This is a genomic window from Eubacterium sp. SB2 (assembly GCF_001244405.1).
Taxonomy (GTDB): Bacteria; Bacillota; Clostridia; order Lachnospirales; family Lachnospiraceae; genus Faecalicatena; species Faecalicatena contortus_B.
Window position 1 is genome coordinate 2,113,743 of the sequence record NZ_LN865153.1, and the last position, 18,744, is coordinate 2,132,486.

The following is an 18,744-nucleotide window of genomic DNA, read 5'->3' on the forward strand; positions in this document are numbered from 1 at the left end:
GTATATACTATGTGTATTTTTAAATACAATCCCATATGAAACCAATTCTTGCCGCTGCATCAGGCATTCAGGTGAAATATAGCAGTAACGATATTAAAATAAACCAGAATTGTGCATGTATCGAGAATCGTGGTTATCAGGGGCGCTGCCATGATCGCCGGATCCAGCCCAAGCTTCTTCGCCAGCAGAGGCAGCGTGCAGCCGATGCATTTCGCCATGACAACGACCGCCATCATCGTGATACCAAGCGCTATTGCCAGTGTGATGTTCTGTCCATACATGATATAAATGCGGATACCATTCACTACCGCCAGCAAAACACTGACCACAAGCGCCACACGGATCTCTTTAAAGATAACACGGAAAATGTCTTTGAACTGTATCTCACCCACGGCCAGCCCGCGGATCACCAGGGTGGAACTTTGGGATCCACAGTTACCGCCCGTCCCCATGAGCATGGGAATAAATGTAATCAGAACCGGCATCACCGCCATCGCCTCCTCATAGAATCCGAGGATTTCCCCTGTCACCGTGGCGGAAAGCATCAAAAGCATCAGCCAGAGACTCCTGTTCTTTGCATGCCGGAACACCGAAGTTCCAAAATAAGAATCTTCATTCGGGCTGACACCGGCCATGATACTGATATCCTCGGTTGTCTCATCCTGCAGGACGAACATCGCGTCGTCAACCGTAACAATCCCGACCAGACAGTTTTCGTGGTCTATGATGGGAATCGCTATCAATCCGTACTTCTTAATCGTAACGGCCACATCCTCCTGGTCGTCCAGCGTCTTGGCGCAAAGCACATTCTCATCCATGATCTCCTCGATCAGCCAGGTATCCCCGGCCGTCAGCAGATCCTTGACATCCACCGCGCCGATCAGCCGCTTCTTCTCCGTCACATAGCAGGTATAAATCGTTTCCTTATTAATGCCGACCTGGCGGATCTTCAGGATAGCATCCGCCACCGTCATCTCTTTTCTCAGGCTGATGTAATCCACATTCATGATACTGCCCGCACTGTCCTCCGGATACTGCAGCAGCACATTGATCTTCTTCCTTGTATCTTCATCCGTGGCCATAAGCAGACGGTCCACCACATTGGCGGGCATCTCCTCCAGAACATCCACGGTATCGTCCACATACATCTCGTCCATAACTTCTTCCAGCTCGGAGTCCGTAAGGGCATTGATCAGATCCTCACGCATATCGCTGTTCATATCCGTAAAGACCTCTGCCGCCTCCTCCTTGGCCAGAAGCCGGAAGATAAGGAGCGCCTGTTTTCTGTCAAAATCCTCCAGCATCTCCACGATATCGACTGGATGTATGGCTTCTAATTCTTCTTTCAATTCCTTAAATCTTCGCTGTTCCAGAAGCTCTTCAATCTTCGTTTTTTCCATGCCATACACCCTCTTTTGTCCTGATTTATTCGTATCTGTTCTGAACCATGAACAGCTACATTATTCTAAAAAATCTCTGTACTTACTTATATTTAACAGAAATCAACCTTAATAAACACATTTCAGCCTATAACATCCTGTCATTTTATAGTATAATGGTTAATAAATTGATATACAAGGAGAATCTTATGAAAATTGTCGGTTTAATCACAGAATACAATCCGTTTCACAACGGACATCAATACCATATAGAAAAAGCGAAGGAAGTCACCGGCGCCGACACCGCCATTGCCATCATGACCGGGGATTACGTCCAGAGAGGTACCCCGGCCATCATGCCCAAATACATACGCGCAGAGATGGCTTTAAAATGCGGCGCCGGTGCGGTCTTCGAGCTGCCTGTCTGCTATTCCACCGGAAGCGCCGAATTATTCGCCATGGGCGCCGTCTCCTTTCTGGACAGCTTGGGAATCGTGGACTCCATCTGTTTCGGCAGCGAATGTAATGATCTGGATGGGCTTCAGAAAATTGCGGACATCTTATATGAGGAGCCGGAAGAATACAAAAGCTTTCTTCAGAACGGTTTAAAGAACGGCCATACTTTCCCTGCCGCCAGGCAGGAGGCCCTGGCCGCCTATATGGGCAGCACGGACTATACCTTCCTGCTCAACGATCCGAACAACATCCTCGGAGTCGAATACCTAAAGGCACTCAAAAAGCTGAACAGCCCGATCCGCCCATGTACCATCAAAAGAGTGGAATCCAACTACCACGACAAGAAACTAAATTCCAGCTACAGCTCCGCATCCGCCATCCGTTCCCTCCTGGCCTACTCCAGCTCCGCTATCAGCACCCGGTCCGTAGGCAGCACGTTCGAAAATACGCCTTTTTCCAACATATTAAATGAGCTGGAAGACCAGGTGCCCTCCAGCTGTCTTGAGCTGTTAAAAGACTACCACCGCGTGAAATATCCGGTCTACCAGAATGACTTTTCCCTTATCATGAAGTACAAACTTCTGAATAAGACGGCCAATGACCTGAGCCGTTACATGGACGTATCCGTGGAGCTTGCCAACCGTATCATCAACCAGCTCAACAACTTTTTCAACTACAAACAGTTCTGCGAGCTGCTTAAGACAAAAGAAATCACCCAGACCCGCATTAACCGCGCCCTTCTTCACATCATGCTGGGCATCAAAAAGGACAGTGTGGAAGAATATATCGAGGGAGGCTATCACTACTACGCCCGTCTTCTGGGTTACCGCAAAGACCGAGAAAGAATCCTGGGCAGCGTAGTCAAAAATGGAACACTGCCGCTGCTGACCAGCCTTTATGAGACAGATGATATCCCCGAAATCGGGCAGAAAATGCTCTATCACGATATACTCGCGTCAAACCTATATACATCCGTCATCACGGATAAATTCAAGACGGCATTCTCTAATGAGTATCGGCAGGGGGTTATTAAGGTGTAGGGTTGTGCCGGACGGGAGCAGCGTATTTTCGCGGCTTCGTACGGCATATTCCGCTACCTGGAAAAGCTCCTCCCGCCACTACATCTCTCGTCTCCCATCCCCTTACCTATCTCGTCCTCGTTTTTCCTCCCGCATAGCCGCCTCCCGCCTGGATGCGCCCAGCGACGGGGAATGTGTGCCGGGATGTTCCGGGGGATGCATATGCCGGTTGGGGATGCGTAGAGCGCATTTAGGGATTCTTAAAGGAAGAAGGCAGAAAATACGGACAAAAACATGATTCCGAATCATGTTTTTGGCTGACCCAGCGCGGGAAATCATCAGATTTCCCGTGATGTGTCAGCCGTGTCCGTATTTTCTGCCTTCTTCCTTTTAGAATCCCTTAATAAGCGGGCCGCATCCCCAACCGGCATATGCATCCCCCGAAACATCCCGGCACACATTCCCCGGAGCGGACCTCCCCCTCACACTCGCTTCATACAGGTAACCGCCATGGCGCCGGGGCCTATGTGGCACGCTACGCTGAGTGACAGCGGCCCCTCTATGATCTGATACCCCGGAAATTTTTCCTGGATTTCTTTTTTCCATTCCTGCGCCTCTTCCTGTCCGCAAGTGTATGCCATACCCAGTACCATCTGGTCTTCGCGGCCGGCAAATCTTTCTTTGAGGTCTTTCTCGATGGCGCCCAGCATGGTGCGCTTTGCTGCTTTCCAGCCGCGCACTTTTGCATACGCATCCAGCTTCTCGCCCTGAATCTGCAGGACGGGCTTTAGATTGAGCACGGTGCCCAGAGCCGCGGCCGCAGGGGTGATTCTGCCGCCTTTTTTCAGATATTTCAGTGTATCTACTGTGATGTAGATACTGGCTTCCATTTTTTCTTTTACCAGAATTTCTCTGATCTCTGCTGCGGATTTGCCTTCATTCCTCAGCTTTATCGCATCCAGTACAGACTGCACCTGGGTGACAGAAATTCTCTGGTTATCCACGACCTGTACCCTGCCGTCATAGTCCTCCGAAAGTGTTACAGCTGTCTCGCAGCTGCTGCTCAGCCCGCTGGACATTGGGATGTGCACGACTTCGTCATATTCCTCGAGCAGTTTGTCCCAAAGTTCCAGAATCTCTCCGGGTGACGGCTGGGAGGTTGAAATATCGGAATCCTCTCCCAGTTTTTTGTAAAAATCTTCCTGTGACAGTGTGATATCCTCGAGAAAAAGCTCTCCGTCTATGAAAAACGGCATAGGCACCACAGAGATGCCCATCTCTTTTCCTTCTTTTTGAGTGATTCCGCTGTTACTGTCCGTTACAATTGCAATCTTCTTCATATATATTTCCCCTGTTTTAGTTTTTGAAGCTGTGAATTGGAGCCGGGATTCTTCCCTTTCGCCCGACAAATGCCTCACAGCCGAACTGGTTGACCGGCATGATCGGCGCATACCCGAGCAGGCCTCCGAATTCTGCTGTTTCTCCCACGTCCTTGCCGATCACCGGAATCAGACGCACTGCTGTTGTCTTCTGGTTCACCATGCCGATCGCCATCTCGTCCGCAATGATTCCGGATATTGTGCTGGCGCTGGTCTTCCCCGGAATGGCTATCATATCCAGTCCGACGGAACATACGCAGGTCATTGCCTCCAGTTTTTCGAGCGTCAGAGCACCGGCGTTGACTGCATCAATCATTCCCTGGTCTTCACTGACCGGGATAAATGCTCCGCTTAGGCCCCCCACATAGGAAGATGCCATGACGCCGCCCTTTTTTACCTGGTCGTTGAGCATTGCCAGGGCAGCCGTTGTCCCGGGCGCTCCCACACGCTCCAGTCCGATCTCTTCCAGTATCTCTGCCACGCTGTCTCCCACCGCCGGAGTCGGCGCCAGTGACAGGTCTACGATACCGAAGGGGATTCCCAGCCTTTTGGAGGCCTCGCCGGCTACGAGCTGTCCCACGCGGGTTACCTTGAACGCCGTCTTCTTGATGGTCTCGCAGAGCTCCTCAAAGCCCTTGCCGCGCACTTTCTCGAGCGCCTTTTTTACCACTCCCGGTCCGCTGACGCCTACATTGATTACCGCATCCGCCTCGGTAACTCCTAAGAATGCTCCCGCCATAAACGGGTTATCATCCGGCGCATTGCAGAAGATCACGAGCTTTGCACAGCCCAGGGAATCATTGTCTTTTGTTGCCTCAGCGGTGGCTTTGACGATCTCACCGCACAGGCGCACGGCATCCATATTGATCCCCGTCTTCGTAGATCCCACATTGACGGAACTGCAGATTCTCTCCGTCTCAGCCAGTGCCTGGGGGATGGAACGGATCAGGTTCTCATCGCTCTTTGTCATAGCTTTTGAAACCAGAGCGGAATAACCACCGATAAAATTGACGCCTACTTCCTTGGCCGCCCGGTCCAGCGTTCTTGCAATAGTCACAAAATCCTCCGGGGACTTGCACGCAGCCCCTCCCACCAAAGCGATGGGTGTGATTGAAATTCTCTTATTTACAATCGGAATTCCGAATTCTTTTTCAATATCACTTCCGGTAGAAACCAGTTTTGCCGCTACGGTCGTAATCTTATCATAAATCTTGCGGTTGAGTTCCTCCAGGTTCGAGTCAATACAATCCAGGAGACTGATCCCCAGCGTTATCGTACGGACATCCAGATTCTCGTGCTCAATCATTTTATTGGTTTCTGATACTTCATACATATTAATCATAGTGCTTATCCTCGCCTTCTATCCTCACGCTTTACTCTTACAGCCTGTGCATCTTTTCAAATATCTCTTCTCTCTGGCAGCGGATATTCACTCCGATCTCTTCTCCCAGCTTATCAAGCTCATCGCAGACTACCTTAAAGTCTTTGTCAAGACTGGTTACATCCACGATCATCATCATATTAAAGTACCCCTGGATAATGGTCTGTGAGATATCCAGTATATTAATCCTGTTCTCAGCCAAATATGTACAAACCTTTGCTATAATCCCTACGGTGTCCTGCCCCAGCACTGTTACGATACATTTTTTCATCTTCTTATCCTCCTGATTGTCTATACTGTAATGATCTCTGATATCATGTCTCTTCTTGCGACAGCCATGTCAAGATCCTCACCTTTATAAATATTATCGCTCAGAGTCACCTCCAGCTTTACGGTTTCATACGCCAGCTTAGCATAATTATTTTCCTTGCTTAAGTGTCCCAGCAGAATGTGTTTCAAATTATCATGTAGTATATCACAAAGAAGTCTTCCTGACAATTCGTTGGATAAATGTCCCTTGTCTCCCATGACTCTCCGTTTCAGATAATATGGATAGGAGCCTACTTCCAGCATATGGATATCGTGGTTTGCCTCCAGCAGCACCGCGTCCAGACTTTTAAGCTTCGACACCGTGTATTCATCGTAAATTCCAAGATCCGTCGCCACTGCAACGGATTTTCCGCAGCAGTTCATACGGTATCCGGATGGCTCTTTCGCATCATGCGAGATCCGAAACGGATCAATTGTAATGTCCCCCAATATAAAACTTTCGTCCGTATGTATTGGATGAAGAAGCCCTTCCGGCATCCTTCCCAGGGGCGCATAATTCTCAATCCCCTCTATTGTTCCCGGAGTCGCGTAGATCGGCACCTCATATTTCCGGCTGAAAACGCCCAGTCCCTGAATATGATCTGAATGCTCATGTGTGATCAGAATACCGTCCAGTTCTTCTCCTTTGATGTCCAGCTCTTTTAGCCCTGCATCAATCTTTTTCTTGCTGATTCCTGTATCCACAAGCAGATGCGTGTTGTCGCTCCCCACATAGATACAGTTGCCGCTGCTTCCGCTGGCAATGCTGCATAACCTCATAATATTTCTCCTATTTGCCTTTTTGTATTGTCAAATGTCCCGCTGTTATCTATAACAGCCTGGCATGCGCTGCGAAATACCCGTTCCGGGGACTGCGCTTCCATCATCCGGGCAATCTTCTCATCGGAATACCCTCTGGACTGCTTCAGGCGTTCCCTTCTAACGCTTTCTTCTGCATAAATATACCACATTTCCCCGCAGATATCTTCATATCCCGCCTCCGGAAGAAGTGCCGCTTCTATCACATACAGCGGCACTTTCCGTTTTTTCTTTTCCTCGATATCCTGTTCCACCCATTTTTTCACTTCCGGATGGACAATCCCGTTCAACTTCTGCCGCATCTGTGCATCCCGAAAAATCAGGGCGGCCAGCCGGCTGCGGTCCAGTTCCCCGTCCGGCCCTATGATCTCTGTACCGAACTGTTCTATGATCTTCTGGTAGCAGGCCCCGCCCTTTTTCTGAAGCTCTTTGGCCACCTCATCCAGCTGGCAGACCACCGCGCCGTATTCTTCCTCAAGAAAATGCAGGACTTTACTCTTTCCGGAACCTACCCCGCCGGTAATTCCCAGTATCTTCATCTAAATTCCTCTTTGTTCATTATTCGCTTTACTCAAATTTTATCCAGACTCCGCTTTGCCACGGACACTACTTTGCCTCGTACCAGTTCTCCCCTGTATGCATGTCTACAATCAAGGGGACGTCCAGGTCTGCGGCCTGCTCCATCTGCCGTTTCAGTATCTCCTTTACTTCTTCGACTTCATCCTTGTGGGCCTCGATCAGCAGTTCATCGTGCACCTGCAGGATCATTTTTGACCGGAGCCCTTTTTCCTTCAGTTCCCGGTTTACACCGATCATCGCAATCTTCATTATATCCGCGGCAGATCCCTGGATCGGGGCGTTCATCGCCACCCGTTCCCCGAAATTCCGCTGCATAAAATTGCTGGATTTCAGTTCCGGCACCGGCCTTCTGCGCCCGAAGAGGGTCACAACATAGCCCTCCGTTTTTGCATGGGCCACCGTATCATCCAGAAAACGTTTGATTCCCGGATAAGTCTCGAAATAATTTTCAATGTACTGCGCCGCTTCTTTCCTGGTGATACTCAAATCCTGACTCAGCCCAAAAGAACTGATCCCGTATACGATTCCAAAGTTGACCGCCTTGGCATTGCGCCGCTGAAGTTCCGTCACCTCTTCAAACGGAGTGTGGAACACCTGGGAAGCCGTCATCCGATGGATATCCCTTGCCTCTTTATACGCCTGGATCAGCTGTTCGTCCCCGGAGCAGTGCGCCAGTATCCTCAGCTCGATCTGGGAATAATCCGCATCGATAAAGACGCAGCCCTCTTTTGGCACAAATACTTTTCTGATCAGACGCCCCAGTTCCATCCGCACCGGAATATTTTGGAGGTTCGGCTCCGTACTGCTGATCCGGCCGGTTGCGGTGATCGTCTGGTTGAACTTTCCGTGGATTCTTCCGTCCGGACCAATATAGACAGCCAGCCCGTCCGCGTATGTGGACTTCAGCTTGGTCAGCTGTCTGTACTCCAGAATCTTATCGACCACCGGATAATCCGGCGCCAGCTTGTCCAGCACATCGGCGGCGGTTGAGTATCCGGTCTTAGTCTTTTTACCGTTAGGCAGCTGCATGTGGTCAAAAAGGACGACTCCCAGCTGCTTCGGAGAGTTAATGTTAAACGTCTCTCCCGCCATCTCATAGATCTCCTTCTCCAGCTCCACGATCCGGCCGCCCAGCTGTTCGCCATAAAACTTCAGCGCCTCTGCCTCCACCTTTATCCCCGCCTGCTCCATATCGAACAGGGTGAAGACAAGCGGCATCTCTATGTCTGTAAACAGGTGGTACATCCCCTCCGTCAGCATCTTGTCTCTCAATGGTTTTACGGATGCAAATGCAGTGTATGCTTCATAACATGCCTTTGTCATGATATCTGCCTTCTCATCGATCATAATTCCCAGCTGTTCCCTTGCCACATCTTCATAATTATAATTATTCTTCAGAGGATTCAGAAGATAGGCCGCTACGGTTACGTCGAAACATTTTTCCTGCTCTGCCACTTCCACCAAAGGCAGGTATTTCTTCAGGTCAAACATGGCAAATGTCTGTACACTGCCTGCTATTTCCGTTAATTTTCCAAACAGATACTCTATATCCATGTCGGTATCACAGAGAATGGAATAGATCTGTTCCGGCCCATAGGCAATGCTCACTCTTCCGTATCCGGACGGATGCGCAAACAGAGGCAGTACATTTCCGGCATCCTCCGTAATTGCAGCGCCTACACACTCCGCCCGGGCTGCCTCTTTGAATATCTTTTCCGCTTCCTCTTTATCCGTAATCTCCTTGAAATGAGATTCCACTTTATTGGAAGAGCTTTCTACATCAAACCGGCTCAGCAGATTTTTGAACTGCAGTTTCTGAAAATAGTCATGCGCTTCCTTCGTAAACGGATTCCCATGTTCAGCCGCTTCCAGGTTAAACGCGATCTCTGCATGGGTATCGATGGTGGCGAGCGTCTTGCTCATGCACGCCTGATCCCAATACTCCTGCAGGTTCTTGCTGGCCCTTGGAGGCTTGATCTCCGCCGCGTGGGCATAGGCATTTTCTATGGTGCCGTATTCCGTGATGATCTTGGTTGCCGTCTTCTCCCCGACTCCCGGGACGCCCGGTATGTTATCCGATGCATCTCCCATCAGGGCTTTCACGTCGATAAATTCCGTTGGAGTAACTCCATACCTTTCTTTTACGTCAACCGCATAATAGTCCTCAACTTCTGTCCTTCCCTGTTTTGTCTTTGGAATCCGGATCTTTACATGCTCTGTAGCGAGCTGCAGTGTATCTCTGTCCCCGGATATGATGGCGACATCCATCCCCTTTTCCTCGCAGATACGTGAAATCGTTCCCAGCAGATCATCCGCCTCCAGGCCTGCCTGCTCAATAATCTCGATGTTCATGGCCTGCAGAACTTCCTTGATTACCGGGACCTGCTGCCTTAGTTCTTCTGCCATTGGCTTTCTGGTTCCCTTATAATCTGCATACATCTCATGCCGGAATGTAGGCGCATGCACATCAAATGTCACGGTCAGATATTCCGGCTTCTCCTCGTCCAGGATCTTGAACATGATGTTCAAAAACCCATAAATAGCGTTCGTATGAAGCCCCTCCGAGTTGGTCAGGTCCGGTACTCCATAGAACGCCCTGTTTAAAATACTGTGGCCATCTATTAATACAATCTTTTTACTCATAGTTTTTTCTCCACATCCTGGTGATATGATATCATGACCGTCGTTCGGAAAGTGTACAGACACGCGTCCCTTACTAACGTTCACTATAACATAATAGAGTATACACTAAATTCTTTCTTTTTAAAAGGCTATTTTTATGATATTATGAAAGCAACTGTTACAGAATTTTTGCGATTAAGGAGTATGGAAAATGGATGGAATTATTTTTGATGTAGACGGAACTTTGTGGGACTCAACCGACTCGGTGGCAGAGGCCTGGAACCAGGCAATTGCCGAACATTCTGCCCTGGATGTCAGAATAGATGGCTCGATGCTGAAGAATCTGTTTGGCAAAACTATGGACGAGATATATCATGCCGTCTTTCCCACGTTGTCGAAAGAGGAACAGCAGAAACTGGGTGATATCTGCTTTGAATACGAAAACAAGCTTCTTGAGACGAAACCCGGCATCCTCTATGAAGGCGTACGGGAGACCCTGCTAAGGCTTTCCCAGAGCACCCGGATTTTCATTGTCAGCAACTGCCAGTGCGGATATATCGAAGTCTTTTTAAAGACAACAGGACTCGAAGCCGCTGTGCAGGACCACCTCTGCTTTGGTGAAACCCAGACCTCTAAGGGGATGACGATCAGAACTTTGATGGAACGCAGAAAGCTGAGAGATGTGGTCTATGTGGGCGATACACAGGGTGATTATGAGGCCTGCATGGAAGCCGGCATTCCTTTTATTTTTGCATCATACGGCTTTGGCAATGCCCCCGCCGCGGAAGTGAGAATCTCCAGAATCAGCGAGCTGCTGGAACTGTTTCTTCTATTATAAATGTGCGGGACGGGAAATGCATTGCAGGAAAATCAAGGAGTTTCCCGTTGATCTCCCGGTGATACGCTGTCACCGGATAACCGGCTCTGCCAACTGATTTTTTGTGTTTCAGACGGCAGGGCCGGGCTGCCCTTTGAACCGTTTTCTCCGGTGCTCTGCGCTCAGCAGTTATGTACTGCCTCCCTCATCTCGGATACATACGTTTTCAAGGCTTCCTCCGCCTTATCCCCATATGTTTCAATCAATTTTACAATGGCGCTTCCCACAATCGCCCCGTCGGATACTGCTGCCATCGCCCCTGCCTGCTCCGTCGTGCTGATTCCGAAACCTACGGCTGCCGGAAGATCGGTCACTTCACGGATAGAAGCAATCATAGATGAAATATCCGTCTCGATCTGATTCCGCACGCCCGTTACTCCCATGGAGGATACGACATAGAGAAAGCCCTTTGCCTCTTTTGCAATCATCTGAATGCGCTGTCTGGATGTCGGCGCTATCATGGAAATAATATCTACACCGTGTTTGTCTGCTATATGAGACATTTCCCCCTTTTCCTCATAGGGCAGGTCCGGAATTATAATGCCGTCTACGCCAAGCTCCTCACATTTCTCATAAAACGCCTCATATCCATAATGAAAGACGGGGTTTAAATAAGTCATGAAAACAAGCGGTATCTGGCTTTTTTCTCTCACCTTTCTTACAATTTCGAACACACCGTCAAGCGTCATATTTCCGTTTAACGCCCTGATATTGGCCTCCTGAATCACAACACCCTCGGCGGTCGGATCGGAGAATGGAATTCCGATTTCGATCAGATCCGCCCCCGCCTCTTCCATTGCCAGAATGTATTCTACTGTCTTATCCCCCGAGGGATCTCCTGCCGTTAAGAACACGATAAACGCTTTTCCTCCTGCAAATGCATCTGCTATTCTACTCATGAATGTGTACCCCCTTATACCTTGCGATAGCCGCCACATCTTTATCGCCTCTTCCTGAGAGACAGATGATCAGGCTCTCGTCTTTTCTCATCTGCGGTGCAATTTTTCTTGTGTGCGCAACGGCATGTGCGCTTTCTATGGCACAGATAATGCCCTCTGTCCTTGCCAGATATTCAAATGCGTCAACCGCCTCATCGTCTGTCACCGGCACATACTCCGCCCGGCCCGAATCCCGCAGATATGCGTGTTCCGGCCCGATACCCGGATAGTCCAGCCCGGCGGAAATAGAGTACACCGGAGCGATCTGTCCGTATTCATCCTGGCAGAAATAGGATTTCATGCCGTGGAAGACTCCCAGGGTTCCCTTTGCCATCGTTGCCGCATGCTGGTCTGTGTCGATTCCTCTTCCTGCCGCCTCACAGCCGATCAGTTTTACATTTTCATCTTCGATAAAGTTGTAAAACATACCCATGGCATTACTTCCTCCTCCCACGCAGGCAAGCACCGCAGAGGGAAGTCTCCCTTCCGCTTCCATGATCTGCTGCCGTGCCTCCTGGCTGATCACACTCTGGAAATCCCGCACCATCATCGGGAACGGATGTGGCCCCATCACGGAGCCAAGTACATAGTGGGTATCCGATACCCGGTTCGTCCATTCGCGCATGGTCGCATTTACCGCATCTTTCAGGGTCTGTGTGCCGGTCGTTACTGCATGGACCTTTGCCCCGAGCAGTTCCATCCTGTATACATTCAGCGCCTGCCGGTCCGTGTCCTCCTTTCCCATAAAGACTTCACATTCCAGCCCCAGAAGCGCCGCCGCTGTCGCAGTTGCCACGCCATGCTGCCCGGCGCCTGTTTCTGCGATCACCCTTGTCTTTCCCATTTTCTTTGCCAGCAGAACCTGCCCCAGCACGTTATTAATCTTGTGGGAACCAGTATGATTCAGATCTTCCCTCTTCAGATAGATTCTGGCTCCGCCCAGATCTTCTGTCATCTTTTCTGCATAATACAGCAGGGACGGACGCCCCGCGTATTCATTTAACAATTGTTTCAGCTCCTGCTGAAATCTTGCATCTTTTTTATAATATTCATATTGTTCCTCCAGCTGAATCAACTCGTTCATTAATGTTTCGGAGATATACTGCCCTCCAAACTCACCGTATCTTCCTTTCGACATCTCGAATCCTCCTGACTGCTTTTTCTATTTTTTCTTTATCCTTCCTGCCGCCTGTCTCTACACCGCTGCTCATATCGACTGCGTAAGGCAATACCTGCCGGGCCGCCTCCGCCACATTTTCCGGAGTCAGTCCTCCGGCCAGAAAGAAGGGCTTGGCAGGACTGCCGATTCTTCCATAATCAAAAGCTGTGCCCGTTCCTCCCCTGCCGCTGTCCAAAAGCAGGTAATCCACACAGCTGTGCTCCCACCTCTTGATATCTCTGCTGTACGTATCCTCTGTCATAGAAACTGCCTTCACAACCGGCACATCGCAGCAGCACTTCAAATCTTCCGCAAATTCCAGAGTTTCATTTCCATGCAGCTGTACGACATCAATCACCTTTCCATATACCAGCTGCAGGATCTGCTCCAGCGGCGCATCTGTAAACACCCCCACTGCAGCTACTTCCTTAGACAGCCCCTGCTTCAAAAGGGCAGCCCGTCTAGGATCGACATATCTTCTGCTGCCCTGCGCAAAGACAAATCCAATATAGTCCGGCTGCACTTCATTGACAGCCGCAATCTCTTCCTCCCTGCACAGACCACATATTTTAATCTTCATAATCTCTCCCCGGATGATAAATCTTGAAAATATTCTGACAATGGTGGGCAAAGGGGTCTGACCCCTTTGTTGACAAATCGCATGAGTGTCTCGCCTATCAGTACTCCATCTGTTCCGTTTTCTCTCAGGCACTGGACATCCCCGGCTGTTTTTATTCCACTTTCGGATACGAAGAGTATCCCGTCCGGCACCATGTCGCGCAGCCGGCTGCTGGTCCGGATATCTACCTGAAAGGTTCTTAAGTCCCGGTTGTTGACCCCTATTATTCTGGCGCCGCACCGCAGGGCCTTTTTTACTTCTTCTTCGGTGTGTGCTTCGACCAATGCCGAAAGCCCCAGTTCGTCTGCAATCTGCATATATCCGCGCAGTTCCTGCTCTTCCAGAATTGCACAGATCAGCAGTACAGCCGACGCATGGATACATTTTGCCTCATAGAGCATGTAGGCGTCTATGGTGAAGTCCTTCCGAAGTATTGGGATATGCACTTTTTCCGCAATCTCCTCCAGATATCGGTTGCTGCCCTGAAAATAGTAGGGCTCAGTTAAAACAGATATTGCCGCCGCGCCCGCGCTCTCGTAATCTTCTGCAATGGCCAGATAGGGAAAATGTTCCGCTATTACCCCCTTTGACGGAGACGCTTTTTTTACTTCGCAGATAAAAGACATTCCTTCTTGTCTTAATGCCTCTTCAAAAGGAAACCGAAATTTACCTCCGTTTTTTTCTTTTTCTGCCGCCGCGATTCCATATGCTCTTTCCTTTAACTCTCTTTCGGGTACTTCCTGTTTTCTTTCTTGAATTCTCTCTCTGGTTCTGTCTGCAATTTCTTCTAATATCATCTTTTACCCGCCTTATATTTTTTCATTTGAATACGCAATGAACTGTTCTAACTTTTCCTGTGCCTTGCCGCTGTCTATCGCTTGCTGCGCCATCTTTACCCCCGCTTCAAGTGTATCCGCCCTGCCTGCCACATATAGAGCGGCACCGGCATTGAGCAGTACCGCGCTGCGTTTTGGCCCAAGTTCCCTGCCGCTCAGGACCGCTCTCGTAATCTCAGCGTTTTCCTGCGGGGTTCCGCCCTGCAGCTCATTTTTGCCGCAGGATGTAAAGCCAAACTGCTCCGGCGTGATCGTATACGAATGGAACTCGCCGTTTTTAATCTCACATACGGTCGTCGGCGCGCTCATTGAGATCTCATCCAGCTTATCCTGCCCGTACACGACCATGGCATTTTTGACTCCCAGCTTTTCCAGGACTCTTGCAAGCGGCTCCACAAGGGCCTCCTCATAAACGCCCATGACTTCCATATTAGCGCCTGCCGGATTGGCGAGCGGTCCCAGGATATTGAATATGGTTCTGATCCCCAGTTCTTTTCTGACCGGAGCTACGTATTTCATGGCGATGTGATAATTCTGCGCAAACAGAAAACAAATTCCGATCTTTTCCAGCAGCTCTGCACTCTTTTCAGGTGGAATTGTGATCTTCACGCCCAGTGCCTCCAGTACATCCGCAGCCCCACATCTGCTGGATGCGGCTCTGTTTCCGTGCTTTGCCACCGGAACTCCTGCTGCCGCAATCACAAGTGCGGAGGTCGTTGAGATGTTAAACGAATTCGCCCCATCCCCTCCTGTCCCTACGATTTCCAGTGCATCTACGTTATGCAGAAGTTTCACACAGTGCTCCCGCATCCCTGCTGCCGAAGCCGTGATCTCGTCAATGGTCTCCCCCTTCAGGCTCATGGCCGTCAGATACGAGCTCATCTGTACATTGCTCGCCTCCCCGCTCATAATTTCATCCATTACCTGATAAGCTTCGTCATAGGTTAAGTTTTCTCTTCCTGCCAGTTTTAAAATTGCCTCTTTAATCATGATGTCCTGTTTCCTTTCTGCCCTGCTGCTCTTATTTAACATGCTGGTTTGCTGTTACGCTTTATCTGTTTTCAAAAAATTCCGGATCATTTGCGCCCCGTCCGGCGTCAGGATGGATTCCGGATGAAACTGCAGGCCATAGACCGGATACTCTCTGTGTTCTACAGCCATGATTTCGCCGTCTGCGGCCCTCGCGGTTACCTTAAGCACATCCGGAAGGCTTTCTTCCTCCGCCGCCAGTGAATGATACCTGGCGGCCGGAATGCTTTTTTCCAGCCCCTGAAATAACCGGCTGCTGCAGTCAAGTTCGATGCTTGAGGTCTTCCCATGCATCAGTTGTCTGGCATATGTCACTTTTCCGCCAAATGCCTGGCAGATCGCCTGGTGTCCCAGGCATACACCGAGAATGGGAATCTCTTTTGCCAGCTTATCCACCACCTCCGTACACACCCCCGCATCTTCCGGCCGTCCCGGACCGGGGGAAAGGACAATGCAGGCCGGATCCATTTCCCGGATCTCTTCCAACGTCTTTTCATCGTTCCGTATGACGGTCAGGTCCTCACACTCTGCCCCGATCAGCTGATACAGGTTATATGAAAAACTGTCGTAATTATCAATCAGCAAAATCATGCTCCCATCCCCTCTCCTGCTCTTTCCACTGCGTTTGTCACCGCTTTTGCCTTGTTGATACATTCCTGATACTCCATTTCCGGCACGCTGTCAGCTACGATGCCTGCTCCGGAGCATACATAGAGCGAACCATTCTTAGCGTAGGCCATTCTGATTGCAATGCAGGTATCCAGATTGCCGGTAAAATCAATGTAGCCAACTGCACCGCCGTAGATGCCGCGTTTGCAGTCTTCCAGTTGATCTATGATCTGGCAGGCCCTGATCTTAGGAGCCCCGGACAGCGTTCCCGCCGGCAGTATCGCATCCACGGTATCCATAAAATCTTTATCCTCCCGTATATTCCCCTTCACCGTTGAACCAATATGCATGACGTGGGAAAACTTCTCGATACTCTTATATTTTTCCAGCTCCACCGTGCCGATCTTACTGATTTTCCCAATATCATTTCTTCCCAGGTCAACCAGCATGTTGTGCTCGGCAAGCTCCTTTTCATCCGCAAGCAGTTCCGCCTCCAGCCTTTCGTCCTCCGCACAGGTCTCCCCTCTTTTCCGGGTTCCCGCCAGCGGAAATGTATGCAGCGTCCCATTTTCCAGCTTCACCAGCGTCTCCGGGGAGGCGCCGGCAATCTCAATATCATTGCTGGAAAAATAAAACATATAGGGGGAAGGATTTGTACTCCTGAGCACCCGGTAAACATCCAGGATGCTCCCCTCGATCTCCGCCTCCAGCCTGTTGGACAATACCACTTGGAAAATATCGCCCTCATAGATATGATGTTTTGCCTCTTCTACCATGCGGCAGTATTTTTCTTTTGTAAAATGCGGCTGAAACCCGTTTTTCACTTTTAGTGGAATGTGCGGCTCCAGTTCACCGTCCCGCACAATTGCTTCCAGCCGCTTCAATCTCACAACTGCATCTTCATACTCTTTTTTCACATCTTTGTCTAAAGACATGTTTACAATCAAAATCATCTTCTGCTTCAGATTATCAAATACAATTACCTGATCAAAAAGCATCAGATCCAGATCCCGGAAATGTGACTCATCCCTGGCGTCCAGCTTCAGTGAAGGCTCCACATACTTGATATAATCGTATGAAAAATACCCTACAAGCCCGCCGGTAAAGGAAGGCATTCCCTCAATCTTCGGGGCTCTGTGCGCCTCCACCACCTGCCGTATGTATTCCCCGGGGCAGGCCGTCTCCACTTCCCGGACCTCACGGCCTTTCATGTGAAGCATCCCATTTCTGCAGCTGATCTCCAAAGTAGGTTCAAATCCCAGAAAACTGTAACGCCCCCATCGTTTCGCGTCCTCCGCACTCTCGAGCATATAACAATGTTCACTGACATTTTTCAATTTTCTCAAAACCCCGACCGGGGTATACATGTCAGAAAACATCTCCATACTGACAGGCATCGTATGATACAATCCCATCGCTGCCAACTCTTCTGCCTTTTTCAAATCTGGATAAGTCATAAGTTCTCCTTTCATAGGGGTCAGACCCCTTTGCGGTCCGTTTTCAGAATATTCTCAATATAGTTCACCTGCGGCGGCCGCTCCGAGGCAGCTGCCCCATACTCCACAGTACGCATCCAGCCGCGATGCCGCCTTGCGGCTATTTACCTTATCGCGGCATGCGCATCCTCCCGGAGGGTTTTTATGATATTAGGAAATCCCTCTGAAATTTCCTAATATCATAAAAAAATCCGCCCCTGACATTACAAATATAAAGTAATGTCAAGGACGGATTGAAAATTCAATTCGCGGTGCCACCTTGATTCACAGAAAATAAATCCTGTGCGCTTAGCAAGATACTATCATATCTCCGGCGACTGACGTACGCCCATACGTCATGCTATACTCGGCCTCACGGCCTTTCCCTCATGCCCTCAGCGGTCCATTTAACAAACTGCGTTTACCTGAATCCCACCACCTCAGGCTCTCTGTGAATGCACGATATGTTTTTATCTCCGCTTCATCGGTTTACATTATTAAATTATGGTATATTATATACACTTCCTCCTTCAAATGTCAATGCCGAATTTGATTTTTTTGTAAGTAAATTTATATGATGTGATTTTCTTTTGCGTTTTCTCAGTAAATATACTGCTGCTCCCGCTCCTGTCAGCGCCACCGGTTCCCCTTATCTGAAATCCTGATCTCTGTCAGTCCGGGATTTGTATCTGAATCTGATAACTGGGGGCTTACCATCGCCCTTGATGTCTTTCTGCTTGCCATCGCTTTCTCTGCTGTCTCAAACAGCCTCTCCTCCGGAAGTTTTAAGGCACCACAGGAACCAATCAGCTGCACTATATATGTTTTCCCCTGCTTACTTACAACTTTGACCTGGACGGCCTGTGAGTTATCCTCCAGTATAAAACAAGTATCTCCGCGTTTGAACGTCATATCGTTCACCTCCTCTGGACGGAACCTGCTCCCGGCGGGGCTGACCGCAGGTTTGCCTGGTTCCATGTATATGTTTGTCATAGCGTTGCTATTAACACCCTGTTGGCGCACACAAGAACTTCATAGCGTTACTGTTCACCCCCTGCGGGCGTGCACAGTAACGTCATAGCTGCATTTTGCACATTCTCTCTTGAAACATCCTGTAAAATAGCTTATCATGTCAGTTATATTCACTACATACTATAAAGTCTTTTCCGGTTGATGTCAATGTAGTTGGCAAAACAAGATAGCATAAGTCTTGCTGCCAGCAACTGGATTCAATCAGAAAATATAGTATCCTTATATCG

General features: G+C 49.4%; 17 protein-coding genes. 2 read left to right on the forward strand and 15 right to left on the reverse strand.

The window, feature by feature from the left end; translation table 11 throughout:
* Positions 1-59 precede the first annotated feature (59 nt).
* The gene (gene mgtE / locus BN1938_RS21840) at positions 60-1,400 is read right to left on the reverse strand and encodes a magnesium transporter (RefSeq protein ID WP_050642502.1); all 1,341 of its coding nucleotides are present in this window, start codon (positions 1,398-1,400) and stop codon (positions 60-62) included.
* Positions 1,401-1,588: 188 nt separating this feature from the next.
* On the opposite strand from mgtE, the gene BN1938_RS21845 reads away from it, so the two are divergent.
* A complete protein-coding gene (locus BN1938_RS21845; RefSeq protein ID WP_050642503.1) occupies positions 1,589-2,875 on the forward strand; it encodes a nucleotidyltransferase in 1,287 nt (428 codons plus the stop codon).
* Positions 2,876-3,336: 461 nt separating this feature from the next.
* On the opposite strand, the gene BN1938_RS21850 is transcribed toward BN1938_RS21845, so the two are convergent.
* From BN1938_RS21850 to polA, 6 genes are all read right to left on the reverse strand, one after another.
* Positions 3,337-4,194, reverse strand: a complete 858-nt coding sequence (locus BN1938_RS21850; protein WP_050642504.1) for a DegV family protein — start codon at positions 4,192-4,194, stop codon at positions 3,337-3,339.
* A 16-nt stretch (positions 4,195-4,210) separates the two neighbouring features.
* A complete protein-coding gene (locus BN1938_RS21855) occupies positions 4,211-5,575 on the reverse strand; it encodes a PFL family protein (RefSeq protein ID WP_050642505.1) in 1,365 nt (454 codons plus the stop codon).
* Positions 5,576-5,612: 37 nt separating this feature from the next.
* Positions 5,613-5,885 (reverse strand): ACT domain-containing protein, encoded by a 273-nt coding sequence (locus BN1938_RS21860; RefSeq protein ID WP_025657692.1) that lies wholly within the window; start codon positions 5,883-5,885, stop codon positions 5,613-5,615.
* A gap of 20 nt (positions 5,886-5,905) precedes the next feature.
* The gene (locus tag BN1938_RS21865) at positions 5,906-6,703 is read right to left on the reverse strand and encodes an MBL fold metallo-hydrolase (protein ID WP_050642506.1); all 798 of its coding nucleotides are present in this window, start codon (positions 6,701-6,703) and stop codon (positions 5,906-5,908) included.
* Positions 6,700-7,281 (reverse strand): dephospho-CoA kinase, encoded by a 582-nt coding sequence (gene coaE, locus BN1938_RS21870; protein WP_050642507.1) that lies wholly within the window; start codon positions 7,279-7,281, stop codon positions 6,700-6,702. Before coaE ends, BN1938_RS21865 begins: the two co-directional genes overlap by 4 nt.
* A gap of 67 nt (positions 7,282-7,348) precedes the next feature.
* Positions 7,349-9,964 carry a DNA polymerase I gene (polA, locus tag BN1938_RS21875; RefSeq protein WP_050642508.1) on the reverse strand — a complete coding sequence of 872 codons (2,616 nt, stop codon included), beginning with the start codon at positions 9,962-9,964 and terminating at the stop codon, positions 7,349-7,351.
* A gap of 190 nt (positions 9,965-10,154) precedes the next feature.
* Between polA and BN1938_RS21880 the strand changes: the two genes are divergently transcribed.
* Positions 10,155-10,781 carry an HAD family hydrolase gene (locus tag BN1938_RS21880; protein ID WP_050642509.1) on the forward strand — a complete coding sequence of 209 codons (627 nt, stop codon included), beginning with the start codon at positions 10,155-10,157 and terminating at the stop codon, positions 10,779-10,781.
* A gap of 161 nt (positions 10,782-10,942) precedes the next feature.
* Here the strand turns inward: BN1938_RS21880 and trpA are convergent, their stop codons facing one another.
* From trpA to BN1938_RS21920, 8 genes are all read right to left on the reverse strand, one after another.
* A complete protein-coding gene (gene trpA, locus BN1938_RS21885) occupies positions 10,943-11,719 on the reverse strand; it encodes a tryptophan synthase subunit alpha (RefSeq protein WP_050642510.1) in 777 nt (258 codons plus the stop codon).
* A complete protein-coding gene (trpB, locus tag BN1938_RS21890) occupies positions 11,712-12,896 on the reverse strand; it encodes a tryptophan synthase subunit beta (protein WP_050642511.1) in 1,185 nt (394 codons plus the stop codon). Before trpB ends, trpA begins: the two co-directional genes overlap by 8 nt.
* Complete coding sequence (locus BN1938_RS21895) at positions 12,874-13,497, reverse strand: phosphoribosylanthranilate isomerase (RefSeq protein WP_050642512.1); 624 nt, start codon at positions 13,495-13,497, stop codon at positions 12,874-12,876. Before BN1938_RS21895 ends, trpB begins: the two co-directional genes overlap by 23 nt.
* Positions 13,494-14,333 carry an indole-3-glycerol phosphate synthase TrpC gene (gene trpC, locus BN1938_RS21900; protein ID WP_050642513.1) on the reverse strand — a complete coding sequence of 280 codons (840 nt, stop codon included), beginning with the start codon at positions 14,331-14,333 and terminating at the stop codon, positions 13,494-13,496. The genes BN1938_RS21895 and trpC overlap by 4 nt, the downstream gene beginning before the upstream one ends.
* A 12-nt stretch (positions 14,334-14,345) precedes the next feature.
* The gene (gene trpD, locus BN1938_RS21905) at positions 14,346-15,362 is read right to left on the reverse strand and encodes an anthranilate phosphoribosyltransferase (RefSeq protein ID WP_050642805.1); all 1,017 of its coding nucleotides are present in this window, start codon (positions 15,360-15,362) and stop codon (positions 14,346-14,348) included.
* Between the two features lie 54 nt (positions 15,363-15,416).
* The gene (locus BN1938_RS21910; RefSeq protein ID WP_050642514.1) at positions 15,417-15,992 is read right to left on the reverse strand and encodes an anthranilate synthase component II; all 576 of its coding nucleotides are present in this window, start codon (positions 15,990-15,992) and stop codon (positions 15,417-15,419) included.
* Entirely contained in the window at positions 15,989-17,467 is a 1,479-nt protein-coding gene (gene trpE / locus BN1938_RS21915; RefSeq protein ID WP_129879554.1) for an anthranilate synthase component I, read from the reverse strand. Before trpE ends, BN1938_RS21910 begins: the two co-directional genes overlap by 4 nt.
* A 648-nt stretch (positions 17,468-18,115) precedes the next feature.
* Positions 18,116-18,397: a hypothetical protein gene (locus BN1938_RS21920; RefSeq protein ID WP_050642515.1), complete on the reverse strand. Its 282-nt coding sequence runs from the start codon at positions 18,395-18,397 to the stop codon at positions 18,116-18,118.
* Between the last annotated feature and the right edge of the window lie 347 nt (positions 18,398-18,744).